The organism is Bradyrhizobium sp. 191 (assembly GCF_023100985.1).
In the GTDB taxonomy this organism is placed as follows: Bacteria; Pseudomonadota; Alphaproteobacteria; order Rhizobiales; family Xanthobacteraceae; genus Bradyrhizobium; species Bradyrhizobium diversitatis.
On sequence record NZ_CP064692.1, the window covers coordinates 5,063,688 to 5,088,463 of the forward strand.

The 24,776-nt window shown below is 65.5% G+C and carries 27 protein-coding genes, 1 other RNA gene and 1 pseudogene; 11 read left to right on the plus strand and 18 right to left on the minus strand.

All coding sequences use genetic code 11. From position 1 onward, the window contains the following. Position 1 precedes the first annotated feature (1 nt). From IVB23_RS23450 to IVB23_RS23460, 3 genes are all read right to left on the minus strand, one after another. Entirely contained in the window at positions 2-841 is an 840-nt protein-coding gene (locus IVB23_RS23450) for a sterol desaturase family protein (RefSeq protein ID WP_247800206.1), read from the minus strand. A gap of 9 nt (positions 842-850) precedes the next feature. Beyond that, the gene (locus IVB23_RS23455; RefSeq protein ID WP_247800208.1) at positions 851-1,162 is read right to left on the minus strand and encodes a cysteine rich repeat-containing protein; all 312 of its coding nucleotides are present in this window, start codon (positions 1,160-1,162) and stop codon (positions 851-853) included. A 74-nt stretch (positions 1,163-1,236) separates the two neighbouring features. Continuing rightward, the gene (locus IVB23_RS23460) at positions 1,237-1,458 is read right to left on the minus strand and encodes a hypothetical protein (RefSeq protein WP_061879718.1); all 222 of its coding nucleotides are present in this window, start codon (positions 1,456-1,458) and stop codon (positions 1,237-1,239) included. Positions 1,459-1,641: 183 nt separating this feature from the next. On the opposite strand from IVB23_RS23460, the gene IVB23_RS23465 reads away from it, so the two are divergent. Together IVB23_RS23465 and IVB23_RS23470 are read left to right on the plus strand one after the other, a co-directional pair. After that, positions 1,642-2,364, plus strand: coding sequence for a response regulator transcription factor (locus IVB23_RS23465; RefSeq protein ID WP_061879609.1), 723 nt, complete (start codon positions 1,642-1,644; stop codon positions 2,362-2,364). Further along, positions 2,364-3,713 carry a HAMP domain-containing sensor histidine kinase gene (locus IVB23_RS23470; RefSeq protein ID WP_247800209.1) on the plus strand — a complete coding sequence of 450 codons (1,350 nt, stop codon included), beginning with the start codon at positions 2,364-2,366 and terminating at the stop codon, positions 3,711-3,713. The genes IVB23_RS23465 and IVB23_RS23470 overlap by 1 nt, the downstream gene beginning before the upstream one ends. Positions 3,714-3,767: 54 nt before the next feature. Here the strand turns inward: IVB23_RS23470 and IVB23_RS23475 are convergent, their stop codons facing one another. From IVB23_RS23475 to IVB23_RS23510, 8 genes are all read right to left on the minus strand, one after another. Further along, positions 3,768-4,277: an Lrp/AsnC family transcriptional regulator gene (locus tag IVB23_RS23475; protein ID WP_197966480.1), complete on the minus strand. Its 510-nt coding sequence runs from the start codon at positions 4,275-4,277 to the stop codon at positions 3,768-3,770. Positions 4,278-4,564: 287 nt separating this feature from the next. Further along, positions 4,565-5,509, minus strand: a complete 945-nt coding sequence (nudC, locus tag IVB23_RS23480) for an NAD(+) diphosphatase (protein WP_197966481.1) — start codon at positions 5,507-5,509, stop codon at positions 4,565-4,567. 11 nt (positions 5,510-5,520) lie between these two features. Beyond that, the gene (locus IVB23_RS23485; RefSeq protein WP_239627857.1) at positions 5,521-5,940 is read right to left on the minus strand and encodes an HIT family protein; all 420 of its coding nucleotides are present in this window, start codon (positions 5,938-5,940) and stop codon (positions 5,521-5,523) included. 282 nt (positions 5,941-6,222) lie between these two features. Continuing rightward, positions 6,223-7,350: a muconate cycloisomerase family protein gene (locus IVB23_RS23490; protein WP_247800211.1), complete on the minus strand. Its 1,128-nt coding sequence runs from the start codon at positions 7,348-7,350 to the stop codon at positions 6,223-6,225. Beyond that, positions 7,347-8,102 carry an SDR family oxidoreductase gene (locus IVB23_RS23495; RefSeq protein WP_197966483.1) on the minus strand — a complete coding sequence of 252 codons (756 nt, stop codon included), beginning with the start codon at positions 8,100-8,102 and terminating at the stop codon, positions 7,347-7,349. Before IVB23_RS23495 ends, IVB23_RS23490 begins: the two co-directional genes overlap by 4 nt. Continuing rightward, positions 8,102-8,896 carry an amino acid ABC transporter ATP-binding protein gene (locus tag IVB23_RS23500; protein WP_197966484.1) on the minus strand — a complete coding sequence of 265 codons (795 nt, stop codon included), beginning with the start codon at positions 8,894-8,896 and terminating at the stop codon, positions 8,102-8,104. The genes IVB23_RS23495 and IVB23_RS23500 overlap by 1 nt, the downstream gene beginning before the upstream one ends. Further along, complete coding sequence (locus IVB23_RS23505; RefSeq protein ID WP_247800212.1) at positions 8,893-9,555, minus strand: amino acid ABC transporter permease; 663 nt, start codon at positions 9,553-9,555, stop codon at positions 8,893-8,895. Before IVB23_RS23505 ends, IVB23_RS23500 begins: the two co-directional genes overlap by 4 nt. Positions 9,556-9,676: 121 nt before the next feature. Next, positions 9,677-10,522: a transporter substrate-binding domain-containing protein gene (locus IVB23_RS23510; RefSeq protein WP_247800213.1), complete on the minus strand. Its 846-nt coding sequence runs from the start codon at positions 10,520-10,522 to the stop codon at positions 9,677-9,679. 186 nt (positions 10,523-10,708) lie between these two features. Here IVB23_RS23510 and ffs point away from each other — a divergent pair. From ffs to IVB23_RS23540, 6 genes are all read left to right on the plus strand, one after another. Beyond that, positions 10,709-10,805, plus strand: an RNA gene (ffs, locus tag IVB23_RS23515) — signal recognition particle sRNA small type. 94 nt (positions 10,806-10,899) lie between these two features. Next, a complete protein-coding gene (locus tag IVB23_RS23520) occupies positions 10,900-12,714 on the plus strand; it encodes a DNA polymerase III subunit gamma/tau (protein ID WP_247800215.1) in 1,815 nt (604 codons plus the stop codon). Positions 12,715-12,739: 25 nt separating this feature from the next. After that, complete coding sequence (locus IVB23_RS23525) at positions 12,740-13,060, plus strand: YbaB/EbfC family nucleoid-associated protein (RefSeq protein ID WP_061879603.1); 321 nt, start codon at positions 12,740-12,742, stop codon at positions 13,058-13,060. A 1-nt stretch (position 13,061) separates the two neighbouring features. Continuing rightward, on the plus strand, positions 13,062-13,664 hold the full coding sequence (gene recR / locus IVB23_RS23530) for a recombination mediator RecR (protein ID WP_061879602.1): 603 nt from the start codon (positions 13,062-13,064) through the stop codon (positions 13,662-13,664). Positions 13,665-13,691: 27 nt separating this feature from the next. Further along, positions 13,692-14,126: a hypothetical protein gene (locus tag IVB23_RS23535; protein ID WP_061879601.1), complete on the plus strand. Its 435-nt coding sequence runs from the start codon at positions 13,692-13,694 to the stop codon at positions 14,124-14,126. Between the two features lie 99 nt (positions 14,127-14,225). After that, the gene (locus tag IVB23_RS23540; protein ID WP_061879600.1) at positions 14,226-14,600 is read left to right on the plus strand and encodes a hypothetical protein; all 375 of its coding nucleotides are present in this window, start codon (positions 14,226-14,228) and stop codon (positions 14,598-14,600) included. Between the two features lie 2 nt (positions 14,601-14,602). On the opposite strand, the gene IVB23_RS23545 is transcribed toward IVB23_RS23540, so the two are convergent. From IVB23_RS23545 to rmuC, 3 genes and pseudogenes are all read right to left on the minus strand, one after another. Then, positions 14,603-15,958 carry an MFS transporter gene (locus IVB23_RS23545; RefSeq protein ID WP_247800216.1) on the minus strand — a complete coding sequence of 452 codons (1,356 nt, stop codon included), beginning with the start codon at positions 15,956-15,958 and terminating at the stop codon, positions 14,603-14,605. A gap of 173 nt (positions 15,959-16,131) precedes the next feature. Further along, a pseudogene (locus IVB23_RS23550) lies at positions 16,132-16,424 on the minus strand (GIY-YIG nuclease family protein). 133 nt (positions 16,425-16,557) lie between these two features. Then, positions 16,558-17,757: a DNA recombination protein RmuC gene (rmuC, locus tag IVB23_RS23555; RefSeq protein ID WP_247800218.1), complete on the minus strand. Its 1,200-nt coding sequence runs from the start codon at positions 17,755-17,757 to the stop codon at positions 16,558-16,560. Positions 17,758-17,928: 171 nt separating this feature from the next. Here rmuC and def point away from each other — a divergent pair, with 171 nt between their 5' ends. From def to truA, 3 genes are all read left to right on the plus strand, one after another. Then, positions 17,929-18,456, plus strand: coding sequence for a peptide deformylase (gene def, locus IVB23_RS23560; protein ID WP_035669190.1), 528 nt, complete (start codon positions 17,929-17,931; stop codon positions 18,454-18,456). A gap of 138 nt (positions 18,457-18,594) precedes the next feature. Further along, a complete protein-coding gene (gene fmt / locus IVB23_RS23565) occupies positions 18,595-19,518 on the plus strand; it encodes a methionyl-tRNA formyltransferase (RefSeq protein WP_247800219.1) in 924 nt (307 codons plus the stop codon). A 119-nt stretch (positions 19,519-19,637) separates the two neighbouring features. Next, positions 19,638-20,375 carry a tRNA pseudouridine(38-40) synthase TruA gene (truA, locus tag IVB23_RS23570; RefSeq protein WP_247804955.1) on the plus strand — a complete coding sequence of 246 codons (738 nt, stop codon included), beginning with the start codon at positions 19,638-19,640 and terminating at the stop codon, positions 20,373-20,375. Between the two features lie 77 nt (positions 20,376-20,452). On the opposite strand, the gene dapE is transcribed toward truA, so the two are convergent. From dapE to IVB23_RS23590, 4 genes are all read right to left on the minus strand, one after another. Beyond that, a complete protein-coding gene (gene dapE / locus IVB23_RS23575; RefSeq protein WP_247800221.1) occupies positions 20,453-21,619 on the minus strand; it encodes a succinyl-diaminopimelate desuccinylase in 1,167 nt (388 codons plus the stop codon). Positions 21,620-21,629: 10 nt separating this feature from the next. After that, a complete protein-coding gene (gene dapD, locus IVB23_RS23580) occupies positions 21,630-22,475 on the minus strand; it encodes a 2,3,4,5-tetrahydropyridine-2,6-dicarboxylate N-succinyltransferase (RefSeq protein WP_247800222.1) in 846 nt (281 codons plus the stop codon). Between the two features lie 263 nt (positions 22,476-22,738). Beyond that, on the minus strand, positions 22,739-23,431 hold the full coding sequence (locus tag IVB23_RS23585) for a pyrimidine 5'-nucleotidase (RefSeq protein ID WP_247800223.1): 693 nt from the start codon (positions 23,429-23,431) through the stop codon (positions 22,739-22,741). Positions 23,432-23,651: 220 nt separating this feature from the next. Further along, complete coding sequence (locus tag IVB23_RS23590; protein WP_247804956.1) at positions 23,652-24,638, minus strand: DUF1036 domain-containing protein; 987 nt, start codon at positions 24,636-24,638, stop codon at positions 23,652-23,654. Between the last annotated feature and the right edge of the window lie 138 nt (positions 24,639-24,776).

Genomic DNA, 24,776 nt, shown 5'->3' on the forward strand with positions numbered 1-24,776 from the left:
CTCAGCCTCCGGGCGGGCCGAACAGGGTGCGGAGCTTCGCGCTCGCACCCCGTGCCTTCCAGGTGTCGCCCAGTATCGCGATCCATTCGCCGAGCGCAATCCGGATCGGGTTGAAGGATTGCACGCCGCCGACGAGGCCGAACCGGAGCGGCTGGTCGGAGGGCCGTTCGGCAAAGGTCCCGAACAGGCGGTCGAACACGATCAGGATGCCGCCGTAGTTCTTGTCGAGGCACGGCTCATTGCAGGCATGGTGCACGCGATGGTGGCTCGGCGTGTTGAGCACCCATTCCAGGATGCCGAGCTTCGGCCCGAACTGGCTGTGGATGAAGAACTGATAGAGCAGGTTGATGCCGAGCATTGCCACGATCGCAAACGGATGAAATCCGATCAGCGCCAGTGGCAGGAAGAACAGGAAGTTGCCCGAGACGTTTCCGGTCCAGCCGAGCCGGATCGCCGCAGTCAAATTCAGTCGCGTCGTCGAGTGATGCACTGCATGCGTCGCCCACATCCAGCGAATGCGATGCGAGGCGCGATGCTGCCAATAATACAGGAACTCGCTGCCCAGGAATAATCCTGCGAGCGCGAGCGGACCGGTCTGCGCGAAGTCGAACAGGCGGTGCTCGTACAGGAACGCGAACGGCATCGCCAGCATGCCTGCCTCGACTGCGCGCAGCAGGTTCTGTCCGAGGGCCACGCCGAAAGAGGCAGCGCTCTCGCGCCAGTCGTGGGTCTCGCGATGGGCAAGCCGGCCGATGCCGTATTCGAGCAGCATCAGGCCGATCGCCGTCGCCAGGACCATGTACCGGAGCGTTGGGTCGAGCAGGAGAGAAGCATAAGCCACGGTGTCCTCCTATTTCGGGGTGGCGCCGGTGGTGACGGCGCTGTCCCTCAGTGCCTGCGCACGGGGCAGGGCTCGTGCGCAGGCCGAGGTGAGCTGGCCGGCGTGAGATTGCAGGCAGGCCAGGATGCGCCCGCCACCCGGCGCGACGTTGCTGCAAAGGCTTTCATAATCGGCGCGGCAGGCCTGCATGGTCGCTCGTGCCTCGCTGCGCATCTGCGGCGTGATCTGGGTTTGCAACTGCCTCTGGGCGAATGCGGACGTCGAAACGCCGAGCGCGACGATGGCCGCAGTTCGCGGCAGGACACGGAAAATCGATGACACGATGCTGTTCCTTCCTGGTCTGAAGTGATGGACCGTCGCCGCCCGGGGCCGGGTGCGGCGACGGTCCGGCCCGCTCAGCGCGAGATCGTGCCGGAGCGGGTGTAGGAGTTGCCAGCCGGGCCGGTGCGGGTGACGTTGCGCGTGCAGCTTCCGTAGGCGCAGCTTCCCGTCGCGGTGACGTGAGAGGTGCCGCGCGGCCCGGTCGCCGTCCCCGACCGCGTCCAGGCATTGGCGTCGGCCGCCGCGGCAACCGACAGGGTGCCGATGACGAGGGAGGTGAGGAAAAGCTTGGTCATGGTCGTCGTCTCCTTCTGGGGGCTGCCGTGAGCGGGAGCCGTGCGGGGGAGACTGGTCGTGCCGCGTCTGCGGCGCATTGCCGGGACGAAACGATTGTTATGGCTTTGTCCGACCCGTGTAACACTATGTAACAACGGCGCCCGCGCCCTTGCTTGACGCGAGCAGTTGCTCACAATGCAGCCATGAACGCGCAAGCAGCCACGATTCTCATGGTGGAGGACGATCCCGAGATCAGCCGCCTCGTTGCCGACTTCATGCGGCGCGAGGGGTTCGAGGTCGCTTGCGTTGCCGACGGCAAGGCGATGGATTCCATGCTCCAGCGCCTGCGGCCTGACCTCGTCATCCTCGATTTGATGCTGCCGGGCGAGGACGGGCTTTCGATCTGCCGCCGCCTGCGCGCCGACGATGCCATCCCGATCCTGATGCTGACCGCCAAGAGCGACGAGATTGATCGCGTGGTCGGCCTCGAGATGGGCGCGGACGATTACCTGACGAAGCCGTTCGGTCCGCGCGAGCTGCTGGCGCGGGTTCGCGCCATCCTGCGCCGTGCCAACGGAACGCCGGCCAAGCCGCTGGTCCGGCGCTTCGCGTTCGACCGCTTCGTGATCGATCTCGATGCGCGCAGTGTCGAGACGACCGGGGCCGAGACACCGGAGCTGCAATTGACCAGCGCCGAGTTCGACCTGCTCGGTTGCTTCGTGCAGCGGCCGCGAAGGGTGCTCACGCGCGACCAGATCCTCGACTGGACCCGCGGACGTTCGGCCGAGCCGTTCGACCGCACCGTCGACATGCTGATCTCGCGGCTGCGCCGCAAGCTCGACGGTGCAAGTCCCGGCTCCAACCTGATCACGACGGTGCGCAACGGCGGCTATCTGTTCACCGCGACCGTCAAGCAGGTGTCGTGATGCTGCGCGTGACGCTTGCCGCGCGGCTGGCGCTGATCGGACTTGTAGGCTTCATCGTGGTGGTTACCGTGCTCGTGGGGATCTTCTACCGCACGACGCTGCAGGAGAACGAGCTCACGCGGCCATCGCCTGCGCGCCTCGATGCGCTTGCAACGTTGCTCGAGGGCACGGTCGGCGACGCACGGCAGGCCGTCCTCGACGCAGTGTCGTCGCCGCAATTCATGGCGCGGATCGTGCCGTCGGGGGCGCCGGTCGACGGTGAGACGCCGGAGCGGCAGCGACAATTGCGCGAGACTTATGCGGCCGGCCTTGCAGGCCGCCCCGTGGAGATTGTGTCGCCGCCCGATCACCGCGCCAGTCGATTGTTTCCCCGCCTCGCGCGGCTGATGGCCAATGCGATCGAATTCCGCATCGGCCTGCGCAGCGGCGATCTGCTCGTCATCGACGCCTATACCCGCCTGCCGGTGACCCAGTTCGGGCTGCCCGTGGGTTTCGGCGCGGGCCTGTTCGGCTCGATCGTGGCGCTGCTGGCGCTTTTGGTCATGCAGCGCGAGACGCGGCCGCTGGCGCGGCTCGCGGCCGCCGTCGATCGTGTCGACCTGTCGGCCGATCCGCCGCCGCTGCCGGATGCGCGACGCAGCGCGCCGGAGATCCGCGCCGTCATCGCCGCGTTCAACCGCTTGCAGGGGCGGCTTGCCGAGATGCTGCGTGCGCGCATGACGCTGGTTGGCGGCATCGCTCATGACGTCAGGACTTTTGCGACACGGTTGCGGCTGCGCGTCGAGCACATTCCCGACGATGCCGAGCGGCAGCGGGCGGTCGCCGATATCGACGACATGATCCGCCTGCTCGATGACGCGCTGCTGTCGACGCGGGCGGGTGCGGGCGGTCTGTCACAGGAGATGGTCGAACTCGCCGCGCTGGTGGCCGTCGAGGTGAACGACCGGCATGTTCAGGGCGCGGCGGTCGATCTGGTCACGGACGAGCGATCGCGCGACGTCGTCGTCCTCGGCGACCGGCTCGCCCTGCGGCGGATCTTCGCCAACATCATCGACAACGCGCTCGCCTATGGCCATGCCGCGCATGTGCGCACGGCCCTGAAGGACGGTGCCGTCGTCGTGTCGATCGGCGACGAGGGACCTGGGATTCCCGCCGATCAGCGTCAGACCGTGCTCGAGCCGTTCCACAGGCTGGAGAAGTCGCGCAATCGCGCAACCGGTGGCGCCGGTCTTGGTCTCGCCGTTGTCCGCAGCCTGGTCGAGGTCCATGGCGGGACGATCGAGATCGGCGCGGCCCCGGGCGGGGGTGCGCGGGTCAGCGTCACCCTTCCGGTGTTTCAGCCGGCTTGAAGCGAAGTAGATACCGGTTCGCGTGAAGAAGACGCGTCAAAATGAGAATCGGCGTCAGGCTGTCACCACCGCGGGAATCGGCAACGCGGTAACCGACTTGATCTTCTCCATCGCGAAGCGCGAGGTGACGTTCTTCAGCGGCACGGCGCTGATCAGCTTCTTGTAGAACACGTCATAGGCCTGCATGTCCGCGACCACGACGCGGAGCATGTAGTCGACGTCGCCGGCCATGCGGTAGAACTCCATCACCTCCGGCATGGCGCTGACGGCTTCGGCGAACCGCTTGAGCCAGGCGTCCGAGTGATCGGCGCTCTCGACCGACACGAACACGGAAATGCCGAGTCCGATCTTGTTCTGGTCGACCAGCGCCACGCGCTTGATGATCACGCCGTCGGCCTCCAGGCGCTGGATGCGCTTCCAGCAGGGGGTCGAGGACAGGCCGACGCGGTCGCCGATCTCGGCCACCGAGAGGGAGGCATCCTCCTGAAGGACCATCAGGATCTTGCGGTCAATGGCATCGAGGCGGCGGCTGGTCTCGGGAACCTGGACGGCGACATCAGTCATTTGAAGAACTTTGTTTCATTTCGGGGGCTGATTTCCCTGATATAGAGAAAATATTTCCACCGCAAGCCTATAATCTTCGCGACGCAGTGGAACTGCTCTAGGGCCGGTTGAGCAAAAGCTCTTCAACTTCAATGCGTTGCGGGGCGGAAGGCCGCTGCCATGGCGGGCGCATTTCGGTGCTGCGGCGGCCGCACCGCCTCGCGTGCCCCTCGCCCTCGGCAAGCCGGAGCGTGAAGGCGCCATGGAAGGGAATGCGCGGCGCGATCCCGGCCATCGATGGTCCCGGCTCAGGTGCTGCTCTTGTCGTGCACCCAGCGCCCGAGCAGATGGTGAGCGATCGCGAAGGGATGCGGGCCGGCGAGCCCGTCGGGATGCGTCCGCGTCAGCATCAGGGCCGCCTCCTCGCGCGTGAACCAGCGCGCGTCCTCCAGCTCCATGCGATCGACCACGATGTCCTCGTTCAGCGCCCGTGCGCTGCAGCCGATCATCAGCGATGACGGGTAGGGCCAGGGCTGGGTCATGTAATATTGCACGTCAGTGCAGCGAATGCCGGATTCTTCCAGGATCTCGCGGCGCACCGCGTCCTCGATGGTCTCGGCCGCCTCGACGAAGCCGGCGAGGCAGGAATACATGCCGGGCGGAAACTGCTTCTGGCGGCCGAGCAAGCACTTGTCGCCGGAGGCGACCAGCATGATCACGACCGGGTCGGTGCGCGGAAAGTGTTCGGCCTTGCAGGCCGGGCAATCGCGCTTCCAGCCGCCTTCCTTCATCGCGGTACGCGTGCCGCAATTGGCGCAATAGCCGTGGCGCTGATGCCAGCTCACCATCGACTTCGCCATCGCGATCGCCGACAGCTCCTGTGGTGGAAGCGCCCCCTGCATCGCCATGCCGCGCAGCTCGGTGACGGTGTAGTCCTCCCGGCCGACCAGCTTCTCGGCGGCGGCCTGCGATATCCCCATCCCGAACACGGCAGCGCCATCGCGCAGGCCCAAGAAGATCGTGCCGGGATTGGCGCCGCACTTCAGCGCCTCGTCGATCGAAAGCAGCGCGCGCACCGTCTCGCCCTCGCGCTTCACCAGCAGCGAGTCGCGATAGGCCACATAGGCGCGCGATGACGGCTTCTGCTCGAGCGCGAACAGCTTCTCGTCGTCGCGGCGCAGATGCGCGGCGCGGTCGAGGATGTTGGTGACGAAGGCCGGCTGCCCCAGCGGAAACGCGTCGAATGCTGACATTTCTCGTTCTTTCAACCCAACCAGATCTTGCGGCGGAGCGCGCTGATGAAATTCTGCACCTCGGTGGCGTCATGGGCCAAAGGCTGCATCACGCCCCATACGGGCCGTGGCCAGGCCGCGTCACTGGTCCGGCGCGCGATGATGTGGACGTGAAGCTGCGGCACGAGGTTGCCGAGCGCGGCGATGTTGAGCTTGTCGCATTTGGTGATCTCCTTCAGCGCGCGCGAGACACGGGAGATCTCGGTCATCAGCTGCGCCTGCTGCACCTCATCGAGATCGATGATCTCGACCGCGTCGGGCCGTCGCGGCACCAGCAGCAGCCAGGGATAATGCGCGTCCTTGATGACCAGCACCTTCGACAGCGGCAGATCGCCGATGTCGATGGTGTCCTCTTTCAGGCGGGAGTGCAGCGACCAGGCGGGTTCGGGCATAGGGGTTTCCGGATTGCCCGATGGGGCGCGGGCTTGTTTGGCCCGACCATACGATAGCGATTCCGATAGGGGAAGGATGGCAACTGCATACACGCTCGTCGTCCCGGACAAGCGCGCCGGAGCGCGCGCAGATCCGGGACCTATAACCGCAGGGAGTGGCTATTGCACGAGCTGGCAACTCCGAATCTTCGCCAAACTCAATCCTGTGGTTATGGATCCCGGGTCTGCGCTATCGCTTGCCCGGGACGACGACCAGAGTTTCTGGCGGTGCCGGCGGCTGACTTACGCCTCCGCGATCACCCGCGCATTGGCGCGCACCGAGGCCTCGCTGACGCGAATGCCTAGGCCGGGGCCGTCGGGCACCACGACATGGCCGGCTCGGTTCGCGATGCGCTCTTCCAGCACGTCCTCGGTCAGCACGTGATGCGGCATATAGAATTCGCAGCCGAGCGAGATGCCGGGCGTCGCCGCGATCAGCTGCGTGCCGGCGGCAAGCCCGATGCCGCCTTCCCACAGCGTGCCGCCATAGCCGGGCAGGCCGGCAATGTCGGCAATCGCCATGATCGCCTGGGCCTCGAACAGGCCGCCGGCCTTCATCAGCTTGATCGAGACGGCGTCGGCGGCCTCGCGGCGCACCACCTCCATCATGTCGCGGCGGTCGAAGCAGCTCTCGTCGGCCAGCACCGGCGTCTCCAGCGCCGCGGTGAGTTGCGCCATGACATCGAGATATTTGCGCGGCACAGGCTGCTCGATGAAGGTCGGCGCGAACTCTTCGACATCGCGCAGGATCTTGATGGCGCCAAAGGGCGCCAGCGCCTGGTTGTAGTCGACGCGCAGATCGACCTTGTCGCCGAATTCCTTCCGGATCGCCGCGAGGTGGTCGAGATCCTCGTGATGCGGTTTCACGCCGGTCTTGACCTTGTAGATGACGTTGCCGTCCGGAATCATCTTTCGCATGCGCTCGAGATCGGCGGCGAAATCGGGATCGGCGATTGAGAAGGAAAGGGGGATGGTGTCGCGCACGCGGCCGCCCAGGAGATCGGCGACCGAAAGTCCCGACGCCTTGCCGACGATGTCGAGCAGCGCCATCTCGATCGCGACTTTGGCCTCGGCGTGGCCGACCAGTGCGCGGTCGAGCTCGGTCATCAGCGCGCGAACACGCCGTACCGGCTTGCCGAGCACGATCGGCCTTAAGTAGATATCGAGCGCCGAAAAGGCTGCTTCCGGCGTTCCCGTAAAGACCTCCCACGGCGCCGCCTCGCCCCAGCCGACCACGCCGTCGCTTGAAGTGAGCTCGATCAGCACGCGCTTCACGGTGCCCTTGACGTTGCCGACGCCCTGCAGGCGCGCCATCTTGATCGGGCTTTCGATCAGGAACAGCCTGAGACGTTCGACGATTGCTTCGGTCATGTCAGGCCTCCATTGACGTGCCAGACCTGGCCGGTGACGTAGGACGCCTTCGGTGACGCCAGGAAGGCGATGATTTCTGCGACTTCTTCGGGACGGCCGCGGCGGGCCATGGGGATCAAGGCCTCGGTGGCGGCGATCTGCTCCGGCGAGAGGCGGCTCTCGCCCGGTTTGTCCTTGACGATCAGGCCCGGCGACACCGCATTGACGGTGATGCCGTCTTTCGCGAGCTCGATCGCGGTGAGGCGCACCAGCGCCTCCAGTGCGGAGCGGCTGGCGGCGGTGGCAGCAAAGGGCGCGAATTCGGGGCGGATCGCGTGCGCGACGAAGGAAGACACGGCGACGATCCGCGCCTCGCGTCCAGCACGTAGCTGCGGAAGCGCAAGCTTCACGAAACGCGTGAAGGCGAGAGCGGATTCGTCCATCGCCTGCATGAATTGATCGGCCGGCGTGCCGATCGCGCTGCCGCGGCGGGCGTGGCCTCCAATCAGAATCAATCCGTCAAGCCGACCGAAATCAAGGTGCGCCGTCGCGCACGCAAGCGTCACGGCGACTTCGTTGGCGAGATCGCCGAGGCATGTTGCAACGGCCGCACCACGTGCTTCGGCATCCGCTCTGGTCGCCTTAAGTCCGTCCTCGTTCGATCGGGTGTGCAGCACGAGCCCGACGCCCGGTTCGGCGAGCAGCTTTGCGGTGGCACGGCCGATGCCGCTGGCGGCACCGGTGACGAGATAGACGCGGTCGATATCAGGCATCACGTTGTCGCGTTGGCCGGCGGCAGCGCGCCGGTGCGGTGGAAATGGCCGAGGAACGCGCGCGTCGCGCTTTCTTTGGGACTGTCGATCACCTGCCGCGCGGGACCTTCCTCGACCACGACACCGTCGCGCATGAAGATCAGGCGGTCGGCGACTTCGCGGGCAAAGGCGATCTCGTGGGTCACGATCACCATGGTCATGCCTTCGGAGGCCAGCTGCTGGATCACGTTCAGGACTTCGCCGACCAGTTCAGGATCGAGCGCCGAGGTCGCCTCGTCGAACAGCATCACGTCAGGCTCCATCGCAAGCGCTCGCGCGATCGCGACGCGCTGCTTCTGCCCGCCGGAGAGCGTCGCAGGGTATTGGTCGGCCTTCTCGGCCAGCCCCACCTTGGCGAGCTGCGCGCGCGCGAGCGTCTCGGCGTTCGCCTTGGGCATGCGCCGCACCGTGACCGGTCCCTCCATCACGTTCTGGAGCGCCGTCATGTGCGGGAACAGGTTGAAATGCTGGAACACCATCCCGGTGGTGGCGCGGAATTTCGCCAGAGTCTTCACATCGGGAAGCTTCGCGCCGCCACCGAAAGCAAAGCGGGTGTCCCCGACGCGGACGCTGCCGCCGTCGGGCACGACCAGCAGATTGATGCAGCGGAGCAGGGTCGACTTGCCGGAACCCGACGGGCCGATCAGCGCGACCACACCGCCCTTGGCGACGTCGAGATTGATGTTCTTCAGAACCTCGTTGCTGCCGAAGCTCTTGCGCAAGGACCGGATCTCGATTTTGGGGGTCTCGCTCATTCGCCGACCGCCAATCGCTTCTCGCCGCGGCGGACGAGGATGGTGAGCGGAATCAGGATCGCCGCATAGGCGACCGCAACCGCGGTGTAGGTCTCCAGCGGCCGGTAGCTGTCATGGGCGGCAACCTGGCTCTGATAGACCAGGTCCGGCACTGCCAGCACCGAAACCAGCGAAGTGTTCTTGAGCTGGATGATCGACTGGTTCATCAGCGCGGGAATCATGCGCTTGATCGCCTGCGGCAGCACGATGCGGCGCATGGTCTGGACCGGCGTCATGCCGAGCGCGGCACCGGCCTCGGACTGGCCGCGGTCGATCGAGACGATGCCGCCGCGGATGATCTCCGAATAGAACGAGCCGCCATAAAGCGAGAGCGCCAGCGCCGAAGCCGTGATCGGCGTCATCTCGACACCGGCCAGGATCGGAAGCGCGTAGTAGAACCAGATCAGCTGCACCAGAAGCGGCGTGCAGCGGAACGCCTCGATGACGGTGAGGGCGAGAAGGCGCAACGCCCTGAAGCGCGACAGGCTGCCGAATGCCCCGAGCAGGCCGAACAGCAGCCCGCAAACCACGATGACGATCGTGAAGCCGACGGTGACGCCGAGCCCGTTGAGAAAGAGCCAGCGATAGCTCCAGAGGATGCCGAAGTCCCACTGATACATGCGTGTGTCTTACTCGTCGTGGGTGCCGTTGGCACCGTCATTCCGGGGCGCCCGAAGGGCGAACCCGGAAGTTCGAGATTCCGGGTTCTCGCTGCGCGAGCCCCGGAATGACAGTGGAGAATTACAACGACACGCCCGGCGGAATGTCCGCCTCGGTCACGCCCACCAGCTCCATGTTGGTGATGATCGCGTTGCGGATGAAGCCGAGGCCCTTGTTGAAGTCGATCCAGGTGTTGACGTAGTCGCGCCAGGTCTTGTCAGACTCGCGGCGAAAGCCGGCATTGGACGTGGTGGCGAAGATCGGGGTCGGCAGCACCAGCTGGCCGAGCGAAGGGTTCTTCTTCAGCACGGTCAGCGACAGCATGGTGATCAGGCACTGTGCGTCGACGCGTCCGGTCTGCAGCGCGGCGGTGGCGTCGTCGGCGGTCTTCAGCCGCGTGATCTGCGCCTTCGGCGTCAGGCGGCTGACGACCTGATCGTGCGAGGAGCCCTGGTCGACCGCGATCTTGATGTCGGGCGAGTTCAATTCGGCCCAGCTCTTCGGCTTGAAGTCCTTCTTGCAGAGGATGGCGAACGCGTTGTTGAAGACCGGCACCGAGAAGTCGATTACCAGCGCGCGCTTCGGGGTCGGGTTGAGGCCGAAGAAGATGTCGATCTTGTTGGCCTGAAGGTCGAGCACCGAATTGCCCCAAGTGGTCTCGGTGATCTCGAGCTCGGCCTCCATGTCGTCGGCGAGGCCCTTCGCGATGTCGATGTAGAAGCCCTTCCACTGACCGGAGGCGAGGTCCTTCATGTAATAGGGTGCGCCGCCGCCGACCGCGCCGATCCGCATCTTCTTGGTCCGGCGGATGCGGGCGAAGGTCGATTCGTTCGAATCGGCTGTCTGGGCCACGGCCGGCGAAGCCAGCGCCGCCGCTGTCACCGCGCCCAATCCGACAATCGATGCAACATCACGACGTGTAACCATTGGGATCAATCGCTTTTCTGGTTGGATGGAGTTCCGGGCAGGCGTTCTTAGCAAGGTGGTCCGCACGGTGAAAGCACAGCCTGTCGGCTAGGCAGGCCGGGAATTGCCCGGATACTGGGCAAACTCGATCTGGTTCAATCCGATACCCGCTTGCTTTCCGGCTCCTTTGGCCCCAAATAGGGACCGGGAGATTGGCGGTGGACGAGCCACTCGCCAACCGGGTCAGGTCCGGAAGGAAGCAGCCCTAACGAGGTCCGGATCGGGTCGCTCGTCAGTCTCCTACCTGTTTTTTCGAGCGAATTGCGCCGGCGGTCGTCCCGCCAGCGCGCTCCTTTCCGCAAAAGCCGGCCAAGAGACATTTCATTGCGGATCGACCGATGACCGACGCTGGCGACCCTCCCAATCCCGACAGCGCCGGCAACGCGCCCTACCGGGTCCTGGCGCGCAAATACCGCCCTTCCTCTTTTGACGATCTGATCGGCCAGGAGGCGGTGGTCCGCACCGTCTCCAATGCGTTCGAGACCGGGCGCATCCCGCAGGCCTGGATCCTCACCGGCGTCCGCGGCGTCGGCAAGACCACCACCGCGCGCATCCTCGCCCGCGCGCTCAACTACGAGATGCCTGATGGTTCGGTGAAGGGCCCGACCATCCACATGCCGACCTTGGGCGTGCACTGCCAGGCGATCATGGAAAGCCGGCACATGGACGTGCTGGAGATGGACGCCGCCTCGCACACCGGCGTCGACGACGTCCGCCAGATCAATGACAGCGTGCGCTATGCGCCGGCCAGCGCCCGCTACAAGGTCTACATCATCGACGAAGTCCACATGCTGTCGACGGCGGCGTTCAACGCCTTCCTGAAGACGCTGGAAGAGCCGCCGGAGCACGCCAAGTTCGTGTTCGCGACGACGGAGATCCGCAAGGTTCCGGTCACCGTGTTGTCGCGCTGCCAGCGCTTCGACCTGCGCCGCGTCGAGGCCGACGTGCTGATGAAGCACCTCGCCAACATCGCGGCCAAGGAAAATGTCGAGATCGAGCCGGAGGCGCTCGGCATCATCGCGCGCGCCGCCGAAGGCTCGGTGCGCGATTCGCTGTCGCTGCTCGACCAGGCGATCGCCCATGCGGCCGGCACCGTCAAGGCCGATGCCGTCCGGCAGATGCTGGGGCTTGCCGACCGCACCCGCGTCATCGATCTCTTCGATTCGCTGGTGCGTGGCGACATTGCCGCGGCATTCAAGGAGTTCCGCGAGCAGTACGATGTCGGCGCCGATCCGATCGTCGTGCTCTCGGACCTCGCCGAATTCGTCAATTTCGTCACCCGCGTGAAGATCGTGCCGGCGACCGCCGACAACGTCGCCTATGGCGAGACCGAGCGGGTTCGGGCGCGGGACTTCGCCTCGAAGATCTCGATGCGCGTGCTGTCGCGGATGTGGCAGATGCTGCTCAAGGGCATCACCGAGGTGCAGGCCGCAACGCGCCCCGCAGCCGCGGCGGAAATGGTTCTGGTCCGCATTGCCTATGTCGCCGACCTGCCGACGCCGGACGAAGCGATCAGGATGCTGGAGCAGAACGGCGGCGGTTCCCCGGTCGTGAGCGGCGGCAGTGCGGCGCGCAGCGCACCTTCGGCGCCGGTTGCGTCCGCGGTGCCTGTTCGCTTGCCGACCTCCTCGCCCTCTTCGTTCGGCGGTGGCGCGGCCCGGCCGCAGATGGCAGCCCCAGTGCCGGATCCGCAAGCCGCGGCACCGCAGCTGCGCATCACCAGCTTCACCCAGCTCGTCGCGCTCGCCGGGCAGAAGCGCGACATCATGACCAAGAGCGCGCTCGAAGGCGACATGCGCCTCGTCCGCTTCGAGGAGGGCCGGCTGGAAGTTGCGCTCGAGCCCAACGCCTCCAAGACCATGATCTCCGAGCTCGCGAGGAAGTTCGAGCTGTGGACCGGCCGCCGCTGGACGGTGATCGTCTCCAACGAGCAGGGCCAGCCGACGCTGCGCTCGGTGAACCAGGCGGCCAAGCAACAGCATGCCCGTACCGCGGAAGCCGATCCGCGCGTGCAGGAGGTGCTGTCGCGCTTCCCCGGCGCCAAGGTCGTCGAGGTCCGCAGGCTTGCTCCCGAGGCGCCGGAGACCAATATCAATGCCGACTATGGCAGTGACGATCCGCCCGACGGTTCCGACGGCGACGACGATCTCTGAGCCATTCATTCAAGGACGAGCACCCATGGCTGATTTTCTCGGCATGATGAAGCAGGCGGCACAGCTGCAATCCAAGATGCAGGAGATGCAGGACCAACTCGCCAACGTCGAGGTCGAAGGCATCTCCGGCGGCGGCCTCGTCGCCGTGCGCATGACCGCGAAGATGGACGTGAAGGGCATCAAGATCGATCCCTCGCTGATGAAGGCGGAAGAGCGCGAGGTGCTGGAAGACCTGCTCGTCACCGCGCTCAGTGATGCCCGCCGCAAGGCCGAGACCGCCATGCAGGAGAAGATGCAGGCCCTCACGGGCGGGCTCGGCCTGCCGCCGGGGTTGTTCGGCCAGTAATATGGGCGCGGTTGCAGGTCCTGAGATCGAGCGGCTGGTCCAGCTGCTCGCGCGGCTGCCGGGCCTCGGTCCGCGCTCGGCGCGGCGCGCTGCGCTGCATCTGATCAAGAAGCGCGAAGCGCTGATGATGCCGCTGTCTTCCGCCCTCCAGGTCGCGCTGGACAAGGTCCAGGTCTGCAAGACCTGCGGCAACATCGACACCCAAAATCCCTGCACGGTCTGTACCGATCCGAGGCGCGATCCCTCCATCATCGTCGTCGTCGCCGACGTTGCCGACCTCTGGGCGCTGGAGCGGGCCAATGCCACCCAGGGGCGCTATCATGTGCTCGGCGCGACATTGTCGCCGCTCGACGGCGTCGGTCCGCAGGATCTCACCATCGATTCGCTGGTGGCGCGTGCGCATGATTCGCAGGTGCACGAGATCATCCTGGCGCTGAATGCGACGGTCGACGGCCAGACCACCGCGCATTACATCACCGACCTGCTTCAGGACGCCAATGTGAAGGTGACGCGGCTCGCCCACGGAGTTCCTGTCGGCGGCGAGCTTGATTATCTCGATGAAGGTACGCTATCGGCTGCGATGCGGCAGCGCACCCTGTTCTAGCCATCCAGACTTCACGGAACGGACGACATGACGAAACTTTTCGCCACACGATCGGCTTTGGTCGCGACGATGATGATGCTGGTGACCCCGGCCATGTCCGCGCAGCAGGGCGACGAGATGCCGCCGCCGTCCAAGCCCGGCAAGCCGATCAACACCGGCGACGTGCTCTCGGGCGAACTGAACGCGATGAAGGTCCGCGACGTCAAGAACGGCAAGCGCGTCGCGACCTACCAGATCACCTCCGAGCCGCGGCGCCTGCCGCCGCCGAACGGGCTGTGCAATCTCGAGACCGGCCCGGAGACCTTCCAGCTCGTCACCTCCACCGATGCGCAGGCCACTCAGCTGAAATCGTTCGTCGGCAAGGAGATCTCGGTCAAGGTCGACGAGATCGCCTGCGCCAGCGATGCCGGCCAGATGAGCGAGGCCGTGATCACGAAGTGGAGCCTGATCAAGAAGCAGTAAGGGCGATATCGCCCGGCCGGGTGACGAGCACGGCACCTTGATCTCCGGTTGTGCGTCGAGCATAGTGCAAGCGATTGTGTTGTGAGAGGTCGCTAAGCTGTGCGTGGAATAGTCCTTGCCGTCCTGCTGGTCCTTGCCGGCGCGACATCGGCGATCTCGGCCGCCCCGGATGCCGCGTCTTATCCGACTGCCGCGGCTGCGCTTGCCTCGCTGCGCGCCAAGCCGGGGGTGAAGACGTCGATTCAATCAGGATGGACCTTGATCGAGGATGCGGCCACTCTGAGCCTGTGGTCGTTTCCGCCGACGGGACATCCGGCCTATCCCGCAGCCGTTCAGCGCCGCGTCGTGCAGGAAGGAAGCGAGCTCGTCATCCGAATGAACGTCCTTTGCGAAGCGTCCAAGGCCGCTTGCGATGCGTTGGTAGCCGATTTCGAGGTGCTCAACGGACGTGTTCGGAAAGAGATGCAGCGCTAGGCTCACACCCGCGTCGGCTCCAACGTGTCGAAATGGTCACGCTTCTGCAAGTAAGCCAGCAGCATCAGGCTCGGGATGGCGACGAGGACGGAGATCGCGAAGAACATCGGCCAGCCCGTCGCTTTCGCCAAATAGCCCGCGCCCGATGACAAATAGGTGCGTCCCACTGCGGCGAGCGCCGTCAGCAGCGCATATTGGGTCGCGGTGTGCAACGGGTTCTGGCACAGTGCGGAGAGATAGGCGACGAAGATCACGGTGCCGATGGCGTTGCAGAAATTGTCGGAAGTGATTGCGAGGGTCAGCGCCCATTCATTGACGCCGACGAGTGCCAGCCACGAGAACGACAGGTTTGAGATTGCCTGTACGATGCCGCCGATCCACAGGCTCGTTGCGAGCGAATAGCGCCGTGCCACGAAGCCGCCCGCAAAACCGCCGGCCAGGGTCGCTGCGATGCCGACGCCCTTCACGATCACCGCGTAGTCGTTCCGCGTGAAGCCGATGTCGATCACGAACGGCACGGTCATGTTGCCGGAGAACGCGTCGGTGAACTTGAACAGCACGACAAAGGCAAGCGCCGCCCACGCTTCCTTGCGGCTCAGGAATTCCGAGAACGCGCCCATCGCGGCATGGAACACCCGCATGAGCGCGTCCTCGTTCTGCGTGGCAGCCTCGGCGCGCTTGGATTGTGCGGGCTCGGTGGCGGCCAGCGCCGTCACCGTGCCGATCAGCACCAGAGCCGCCATCACCACATAGCCCCACATCCAGGCGGCGCCACGCGGGACGATCGCCTCGAAGCCGGTGACGATGAACAGGGCGCCCGCGGTCGATATCAGCATGCCGATGCGATAGGCCGCGACATAGGCGGCCATGCCGGCGGCCTGCTCGCTTTCGGGCAGGCTCTCGACGCGGAATGCATCGACGACGATGTCCTGCGTCGAGGACATCGTCGCGACCAGGAGCGCACCAAGCGCGACGAACAGCGGCGAGCGCGCCGGATCGGTCAGCGCCAACAGCAGGATCGCGCCGATCAGCAGCAGCTGCGAAAACACCAGCCACCCACGCCGGCGGCCGAAGGCATGGGTGAAGAACGGCACGTGCAGCGCGTCGACCAGCGGCGCCCACAGGAACTTGAGCGTGTACGGCGTTCCAACCAGTGCAAAGAGCCCGATCGTCCCGAGATCGACCCCCGCCTCGGCCATCCACACCAGCAGCGTCGATCCCGACAGCGCCAGCGGAAGCCCCGAGGAAAAGCCGAGGAAGAGCACGATCAGCACCCGCGGCTGCAGGTAAACGGCGAGGCCGTCGCGCCAGGAGGCAGCGGGAGCGTCGGCAGGCGAGGTCGCGTCGGGTGCGGTCATGGGGCGGTGTTAGCAGATTCTGGGGGAAAAGACTCGCGGCGAGGCGAGAGAAGCCTCAACAGTCTCGGTGTCATCGTCCGCGAAGGCGGACGATCCAGTAATCACCAGCACCTCGGCTCAACAACGACTGTCACGGCGTACTGGATGCCGCGCCTTCGCGGGGCATGACAGCATCATGGTGGCCCGGCTATCCCGGGATACAGATCATCCCAGTTCGGGTTATGCTGCTCGATCAGTCGAGCCTGTTCCACTTCTTCAACCGCTTTTCGCGGTTGATCGCATTCTCGGGGGCATCGAACTGCTCGAAATAAACCAACCTTGCAACGTCATACTTCTCTGTGAAGCTCTCGATCACCTTTGACTTGTGCTCTGCCACCCGGCGAATGAGGTCGTTCGTCACGCCAATGTACAGAGTGCCGCCGATTTTGCTGGCGAGAATGTACACATAATAGTGGCGTGAGCCCATCTGTCGCCTCCCATTCTGCCGTCATCGTCCGCGAAGGCGGACGATCCAGTGAACACCAGCGCCTCGGCTCAATCACGACTTCTGCGGCGTACTGGATGCCCCGCCTTCGCGGGGCATGACGGCGTGCCTCAAGTCACTCCCCCGCCTGGAGCTTTCGCGGGAACAGATCCGGCCCGGCTGTCGCAACCAGCCGCGGAGTCTCCGGCGCATCGGTCTTGCTGAAATCCAGCTCCTCGATTCGGCCCGCGCGCTTTTCGATCTTGTCGGCGGAGATCAGCACCTGGCGGACGTCTTCGTTGACGTCGGCGAAGTGCTTTTGCAGCTTGAGCACGCGGTCGCGCAGGCGGCCGAGGTCGTCGCCGAGCTTGATCACTTCGGTGCGGATCTGGTCGGCGGCATCGCGCATGCGCGCGTCCTTCATGATCTGCTGCATCACCTGGATCGCGAGCATCAGCAGCGACGGCGACACCAGCACGACGCGGGCGCGATAGGCCTTCTGGATCACGTCGTCGAAACCGTCATGGATCTCGGCGTAGACGGATTCCGACGGCACGAACATCAGCGCCATCTCCTGGGTCTCGCCGGCGACGAGGTATTTCTCCGCGATGTCGCTGACATGCTTCATCACGTCGCCGCGCAGCCGCTGCGTGGCGATTCGCCGTTCCTCGTCGGTGCGGGCGTCGTGCAGCGCCGTCATCGCTTCCAGCGGGAACTTGGCGTCAATGCAAAGCGGCCGCTGATCGGGCAGGAACACGACGCAGTCCGGGCGCTTGCCGGTGGAGAGCGTGAACTGGAACTCGTAGGCACCCTTCGGCAGCCCGTCCTGGACGATCGCCTCCATTCGCGCCTGGCCGAAGGCGCCGCGCGACTGCTTGTTGGCGAGCACGTCGCGCAAGGTGGTTACCTGCGTGGTGAGATCAGTGAGGTTCTTGTGCGCGCTGTCGATGATGCCGAGTCGCTCGTGCAGGGCGCGCAGGCTCTCCATGGTGTTGCGGGTGGAGTGTTCCATGGACTGGCCGACGCGGTGGGTCACCGAATCCAGCCGCTCGTTCACCGCCCGCGCCATCTCGGCCTGGCGGCCGGCCAGAGCCTGGGTCATGGCATCGACCCGGCCCGACGACTCGCTCTGCGCCCGCAGCACCTCGCTCAAGCGTTCCTCGAGCTCGTCGGCCCGGATGGCGTTGGCCATGGCGAGTTCCGCGCCGCGCCGCCCGGATCGCGCGATCACGACCGCAATCACCACCAGCAGGATGAGAACCAGGGCACCGAAGCCGATCAGCGCGTCCACGACGCGCACCGGCCACTCGCCGAGCATGAGGATGATCTCGTTCATGCCGACCCTTCTAGCCGATTCGCCGCGGCACACGAACGAATAGCGAACATTTAGGGTGAATGCTCCGTTAATTTTTACGGTTAACGAAACCTGAAGTTTTATGGTTAGCGGAGGGTTAACGGGGTTCCTGGCCGCATTGACCGCATCCGGCGCGCGGCTTAAATCGCCGCCATGGCCCTACGAGAAATCATCATCCTGCCGGACAAGCAGCTGCGCCTGGTCTCCAAGCCGATCGAGAAGGTCACGTCGGAGATCCGAAAGCTTGCCGACGACATGTTCGAGACCATGTACGACGCGCCCGGCATTGGCCTCGCGGCGATCCAGGTCGCGCAGCCCTTGCGGCTGATCACCATGGACCTCGCCAAGCGCGACGAGAACGGCGAGACCAAGCCGCTCCCACGCGTCTTCATCAATCCCGAGATCATCGCCTCGTCCGAGGAACTGTCGGTTTACGAGGAAGGCTGCCTGTCGATCCCCGAATATTACGAGGAGGTCGAGCGCCCGGCGAAGGTGCGCGTGCGCTTCACCGATCTCGACGGCAAGGTGCATGAGGAGGACGCCGAAGGCCTCTTCGCCACCTGCATCCAGCACGAAATCGACCATCTCAACGGCGTGCTGTTCGTCGACTATTTGTCGAAGCTCAAGCGCGACCGCGTGATGAAGAAGTTCGAGAAAGCCGCCAAGCGCGCGGTGGAGTAGGCCACGTCCTCCACCGTCATGCCCGGCCTTGTGCCGGGCATCCACGTTCTTTGCCGCCTCGAGCAGGGAGAACGTGGATGGCCGGGACAAGCCCGGCCATGACGAGTACCTTGCTCGTTTCGAGGATTGTCTCGCCACATGCCCCTTCGCCTCATCTTCATGGGCACGCCCGATTTCTCCGTGCCGACGCTGCTCGAGCTCGTCGCGCACGGCCACGAGATCGTGGCGGTCTACACCCGCGCCCCGAAACCGGGCGGGCGGCGCGGCCTGCAATTGCAGCCGACGCCGGTCGAGGAAGCCGCGCGAAAACTCGGCATTCCCGTGCTGACGCCGAAGACGCTGAAGACACCGGAGGCGCTAGAAGAGTTTCGCGCGTTCGAGGCCGATGCCGCCGTCGTCGTCGCCTACGGCATGATCCTGCCGCAGGCGATCCTCGATGCGCCAAAGCTCGGTTGCTACAATCTGCACGCTTCGCTGCTGCCGCGCTGGCGCGGCGCCGCGCCCATCAACCGTGCGATCATGGCCGGCGACGCCGAGAGCGGCGTGATGGTGATGAGGATGGATGTCGGCCTCGACACCGGCGACGTCGCCATGGCCGAGCGCATCGCGATATCAGACAGCATGACCGCGCTCGATCTGCACGATCGCCTGTCCCGGTTGGGTGCCGATCTGATGGTGCGCGCGATGGCCGCGCTCGAACGCGGCGGGCTCCAGCTCAGGAAGCAGGCCGAGGACGGCGTCACCTATGCGACCAAGATCGACAAGGCCGAGGCGCGGATCGACTGGACCAGATCGGCGCGCGCGGTGCTGCGCCACATCCACGGCCTGTCGCCGTTTCCCGGCGCCTGGAGCGAGCTCGAGAATGCGCGCGTCAAGATCCTGCGCTGTGAGCTCGCGCAAGGCGCGGGCGAGCCGGGCACGGTGCTCGACGATCATCTCACCATTGCCTGCGGCGAGGGCGCGATCCGCATCATCGAGCTCCAGCGCGAGGGCAAGGGCCGGATGCAGGCCGCGGACTTCCTGCGCGGCGTGCCGTTGAAGGCCGGAGCGAAATTCAGCTGAGGCTGTCATACCCCGCGTAGGCGGGGTATCCAGTACGCCGAGGCTTCTCGGCTGAACGGATAGGCTGCGGAGTACTGGATTGCCCGCCTTCGCGGGCAATGACAGTGAAACTGGATAAAATGCCCCGCTACAAGCTCACCATCGAATATGACGGCGCGCCGTTCTTCGGCTGGCAGGTGCAGGAATCGCTGCCGTCGGTGCAGGGCGCGCTGCAGACTGCGGTGAAGGCGATGACCGGGGCGGATCTGCGCGTGCACGGCGCCGGCCGCACCGATGCCGGCGTGCATGCGCGCGGACAGGTCGCGCATGTCGACGTCGACAAGCAGTTTCCACCGGGCCGTTTTCGCGACGGGCTCAACGCGCATCTGCGCCCGCATCCGATCGCGGTGCTCGAGGCCGAGATCGTGCCCGACGATTTCGAGGCGCGCTTCTCGGCGGTCAAGCGCCACTACCGCTATCGCATCGTCAACACCCGCGCCAATCTCGCGCTCGACGCCGGCCACGCCTGGCGCGTGCCGCGCAAGCTCGATGCCGACGCGATGCATGCGGCGGCGCAGCGCCTGCTCGGCAAGCACGATTTCACCACCTTCCGCGACACCGAGTGTCAGGCCAAGTCGCCGGAGAAGACGCTCGACCAGCTCGACGTGCTGCGCGACGGCCGCGAGATCACGATTCTCACTTCGGCGCGCTCCTTCCTGCACAGCCAGGTCCGCTCGATGGTGGGCTCGCTGGTCTGGGTCGGCGAGGGGCGCTGGACCGCCGACGATCTCTCTGCCGCGTTAGCAGCCCGCAACCGCGCCGCCTGCGGCATCGTCGCCCCGCCGGAGGGACTGTATCTGATGAAGGTGGATTATTGAGGGGCTGATGCCGCCAGCCGCGTCGTGGCCGGGACAAGCCCGGGCATGACGGCGGAGTGTTTGGCGGGAATTGCGCCTCACCCAAAATACCTTGCCAGAATCCCGCGATACACCTTCGTCAGCTTCTCCAGATCCGCCACCGGCACGCGCTCGTCGACCTGGTGCATGGTCTGCCCGACAAGCCCGAACTCGATCACCGGGCAATAGCTCGCGATGAACCGCGCATCCGAGGTGCCGCCCGACGTCGATAGCTCCGGCTTGCGCCCCGTCACCTCCTCGATCGCGGACACCGCGAGATCGGTGAACGGACCGGGCTTGGTCACGAACACGTTGGAGTTCGACGGCTCCCAGACGATGCGGGCCTTGATGCGGTTGCCGCAGGCCTTGGCGAGGCGGGCCTCGACCAGCTCGCGCAGGCTCGCCTGGGTGTGGTTGTCGTTGTAGCGGATGTTGAATCTTGCGCGGGCCTCGCCGGGGATGACGTTGAACGCCTTGTTGCCGACGTCCACTGACGTGAATTCGAGATTGGAGGCCTGAAACTGCGCGCTGCCGTGGTCGAGCGGCTCGTCCGAGATCGCCACGATCAGCCGCGAAATGTCCGGCACAGGATTTGACGCGCGGTGCGGATAGGCGACATGGCCCTGCACGCCGTCGACGACGAGCGTGCCGGACTGCGAGCCACGGCGGCCGACCTTGATGGTGTCGCCGAGCGTCTCGACATTGGACGGCTCGCCGAGCACGCAATGATCGAATTTCTCGCCGCGTTCGGCGGCCCATTGCAACAGCTTGACGGTGCCGTTGACGGAGACGTCTTCCTCGTCGCCCGTGATCAGGAACGAGATCGACCCCTTGCCGTCGCTGCGCGGCTTGCCACCATTGGCCGCGAGATGCTCCAGCACCGCAGCCACCGAGCAGGCGATGCCGCCCTTCATGTCGACGGCGCCGCGGCCGTGCAGGACACCGTCCTTCACCTCGCCGGAGAATGCGCCGACGCTCCAGGCACTCTCGTCACCCGGCGGCACCACGTCGGTGTGGCCGGCGAAGGTGATGTGCGGACCTGCCGCGCCGATCCGCGCGTAGAGATTTTCGACGTCGGCGGTGCCCGGCTCGCTGAAGGTGACGCGGTGGCAGGTGAAGCCGGCCGCGTTGAGGGCCTTCTCGAGCACCCCCAGTGCGCCGGCATCGGCCGGGGTCACCGAGGGGCAGCGGATGAGATCGCGGGCAATGGAGAGAGCATCGGTCATGCGCGTCGGATCAATCCCGCAGCAGCTCGTTGATGCTGGTCTTGGACCGCGTGCGTTCGTCGACGCGCTTGACGATCACGGCGCATGCGGTGCTCGGGCCGATCTGGCCGTTCTTCATCGGCTTGCCGGGCAGCGCGCCGGGCACCACGACGGAATACTCCGGCACTTCGCCCATGAAGATTTCGCCGGTCTCGCGGTCGACGATCTTGGTCGAGGCGCCCAGGAACACGCCCATCGCCAGCACCGCGCCCTTGCGCACGATCACGCCTTCGGCGACCTCGGAGCGCGCGCCGATGAAGCAATCGTCTTCGATGATGACGGGCTCGGCCTGCAGCGGCTCGAGCACGCCGCCGATGCCGGCGCCGCCCGAGATGTGCACGCGCTTGCCGATCTGCGCGCAGGAGCCGACGGTGGCCCAGGTGTCGACCATCGTGCTCTCATCGACGTAGGCGCCGAGATTGACGAAGGACGGCATCAAGACGACGTTCTTGGCGATGAAGGCCGAGCGGCGGACGATGGCGCCCGGCACCGCGCGAAAGCCGGCGTCGCGAAAGCGGTTCTCGCCCCAGCCCTCGAACTTCGATGGCACCTTGTCCCACCAGGTCGCCTTGCCGGGGCCGCCGGGAATGACGCCCATGTCGTTGAGGCGGAAGGACAGCAGCACGGCCTTCTTCAGCCACTGATTGACCTTCCACTTGCCGTCGGCGCCGCGCTCGGCAACGCGCGCCTCGCCCTTGTCGAGGATCTCCAGCGACTGGTCCACGGCCTCGCGCACCTCGCCCTTGGTCGTGGTCGAGATGCCGTCACGCGCCTCGAAGGCGCTGTTGATGGTGGATTCGAGGGCTGCAAGGGACATCGGGATTTCCTCTGGGGAGCGGGAATTTTGATGGATTGGGGCGCTTTTTCGGGATTTGGGCGACGGAGTCAAGGCATACTCGGCCGTTACCCATGCTCCGCTGTCGTCCCGGACAAGCGCGCCCTCAGGCGCGCGAAGATCCGGGACCCATAACCACAGGGAGTCGCTTGGCGAGGACTCGGAGTTATCGATCTCGCGCCACAACCACTCCCTGTGGTTATGGGACCCGGGTCTGCGCTTATGCTTGCCCGGGACGACAGTTGTTATCGCGGCGACAACCTGCCCAAAAACCCCGCCAGATCATCCGTGACGTGGTCGACATGGGCGGCATCCCGACCTTCCAGTTCCCAGTCCTCCCGCACCACCTCTTTCGTCCCATCCGGCACCACCAGCACCGTGGTCATGCCGAGCTGGTGCGGGACGGTGAGGTTGCGGGCGAGGTCCTCGAACATGGCGGCGCGGGTCGGATCGACCGCATGCTGGCTGAGGAATTTCTGGTAGGTCTGCTGCGCCGGTTTGGGCTCGAATTCGGCGGCGATGATGTCGAACACGCCGTCGAAATGCGAGGCGAAGCCGAGCCGCGCCAGCACCGCGTCGACATGGTCGACCGAGCCGTTGGTCAGGATCAGCTTGCGGCCCGGCAGCTTTGCGATGGCAGCGCCGAGCGCCGGATTCGGCTCCAGCGGCGAGTGGTCGATCTTGTGGACGTAGGCGAGATAGTCGTCGGCGGAGACGCCATGCAGGGTCATCATGCCGCGCATCGTGGTGCCGAAGCGCCGGTAATAGTCCTTCTGGATCGCCCGCGCTTCCTCCGGGCCGACATTCAGCCAGTTGCAGACGAACTCCCCGATCCGCGCATCGACCTGCTGCCACAGATTGACGTGATGCGGATAAAGCGTGTTGTCGAGGTCGAACACCCAGGTGTCGACATGCGCGAAGGTGCGGGGCGGGGTCATACCAAATCTCTATCTATCGATCGCAAGCGCTGCCCCACTCACTGCTGTCGTCCCGGACAAGCGAAGCGCAGATCCGGGACCCATATCCCCAGGGAGGAGTTTGGCGAAGAAGCGTAGTTGGCATCTCCCGCCATAACCAAAGCCTGTGGTTATGGGTCCCTGCGTTCGCAGGGACGACCGCGGAGATTGTGGCGCGTGCGCGCTCATCGAACCAACACCATCACGGCACCGCGAACCGCAGCGTCTTGCCGCCGCTCGACATGTCCACGGCGCCAAAGCCCGTCGGCGCAAATCCGCGCGCGCCGCAATCGGTCTGCTCGCTCGTCTCGAACTTGGTCTCGCGCGTGCAGAGTTGCCTGTCGCCGCCCCAGTTCAGCGGCCGATCCTTCAGCTTGACGATTCGGTTGTCGGCATCGACCGCTTCCGCGAAGCTGAAGATCTGCTTCGGCTGTCCTGATACATCGGGGTGCAGGCAGGTCTTGGGATCGATGCGATACCAGCCGCGGCTCGTCACGGACTTGCCGTCATCGGTCGCGATCGCGGCCATCACCTTGTGCGGCGTGTCGTTGCACCAGGTGAGGCCGGTCGCAGAGGGCGTCTGCACGGCCTCGACCATGGTCTTGAACAGGTTCGGCGAGGCCACGACGTCGGACGACAACCCGCGGCTCTTCAGGAAGGCGGCCAGCGCGGCTTGCGTCTTCGGCCCGTCGACGCCATCGATCGGCGCTGCGTCGTAGCCTGCGATCACCAGCAGCCGCTGGATGCCGGCGAGGCGCGCCTGCTCGTCGTCATATTCGGAATCCTCGGCGAGATAGGCCACGAGGTTGCCATCGGCTCCTTGCGTCGGCGTCACTTGCGTGAACGGGACTTGCGTCTGGCCACTGCGGCATTGTCGCGCCGCGGCGATGACGAAATTGTCCTGCGCCACGCACAGCATGTCGCGGCCGCTTTGCGGGATCGGGGAAGCACCGTAGACGCCGAGCGCGCGGGCATTGAGCAGGATGCGGTCGGCCGTCAACGTACCCTGCACCACCACGCGGCAGGTGGCGGGATCGATCCTGAACCAGCCGCGCGTCGCGGTCGCCGCCTTGTCGTCGATACCGATCGCGGCCTCCACGACATAGGACATGCGGTTGCAGATCTTGAGGTCGGCAAAGGCCGGCGCGGAGGAGAACAGGAACGAGACGATCGCTGCCGGCAGCGTCATCAGGAAGCGCGTCAGGGGGGAGCGGCGGTGTGGCCTCGGCCTTCGTTCGTCATGCCCGGCCTTGCGCCGGGCATCCACGTTCTTGGCGCGGCAGGAAAGATCGTGGATGGCCGGGCTTTCGCCGCGCCGAAGCGGCTT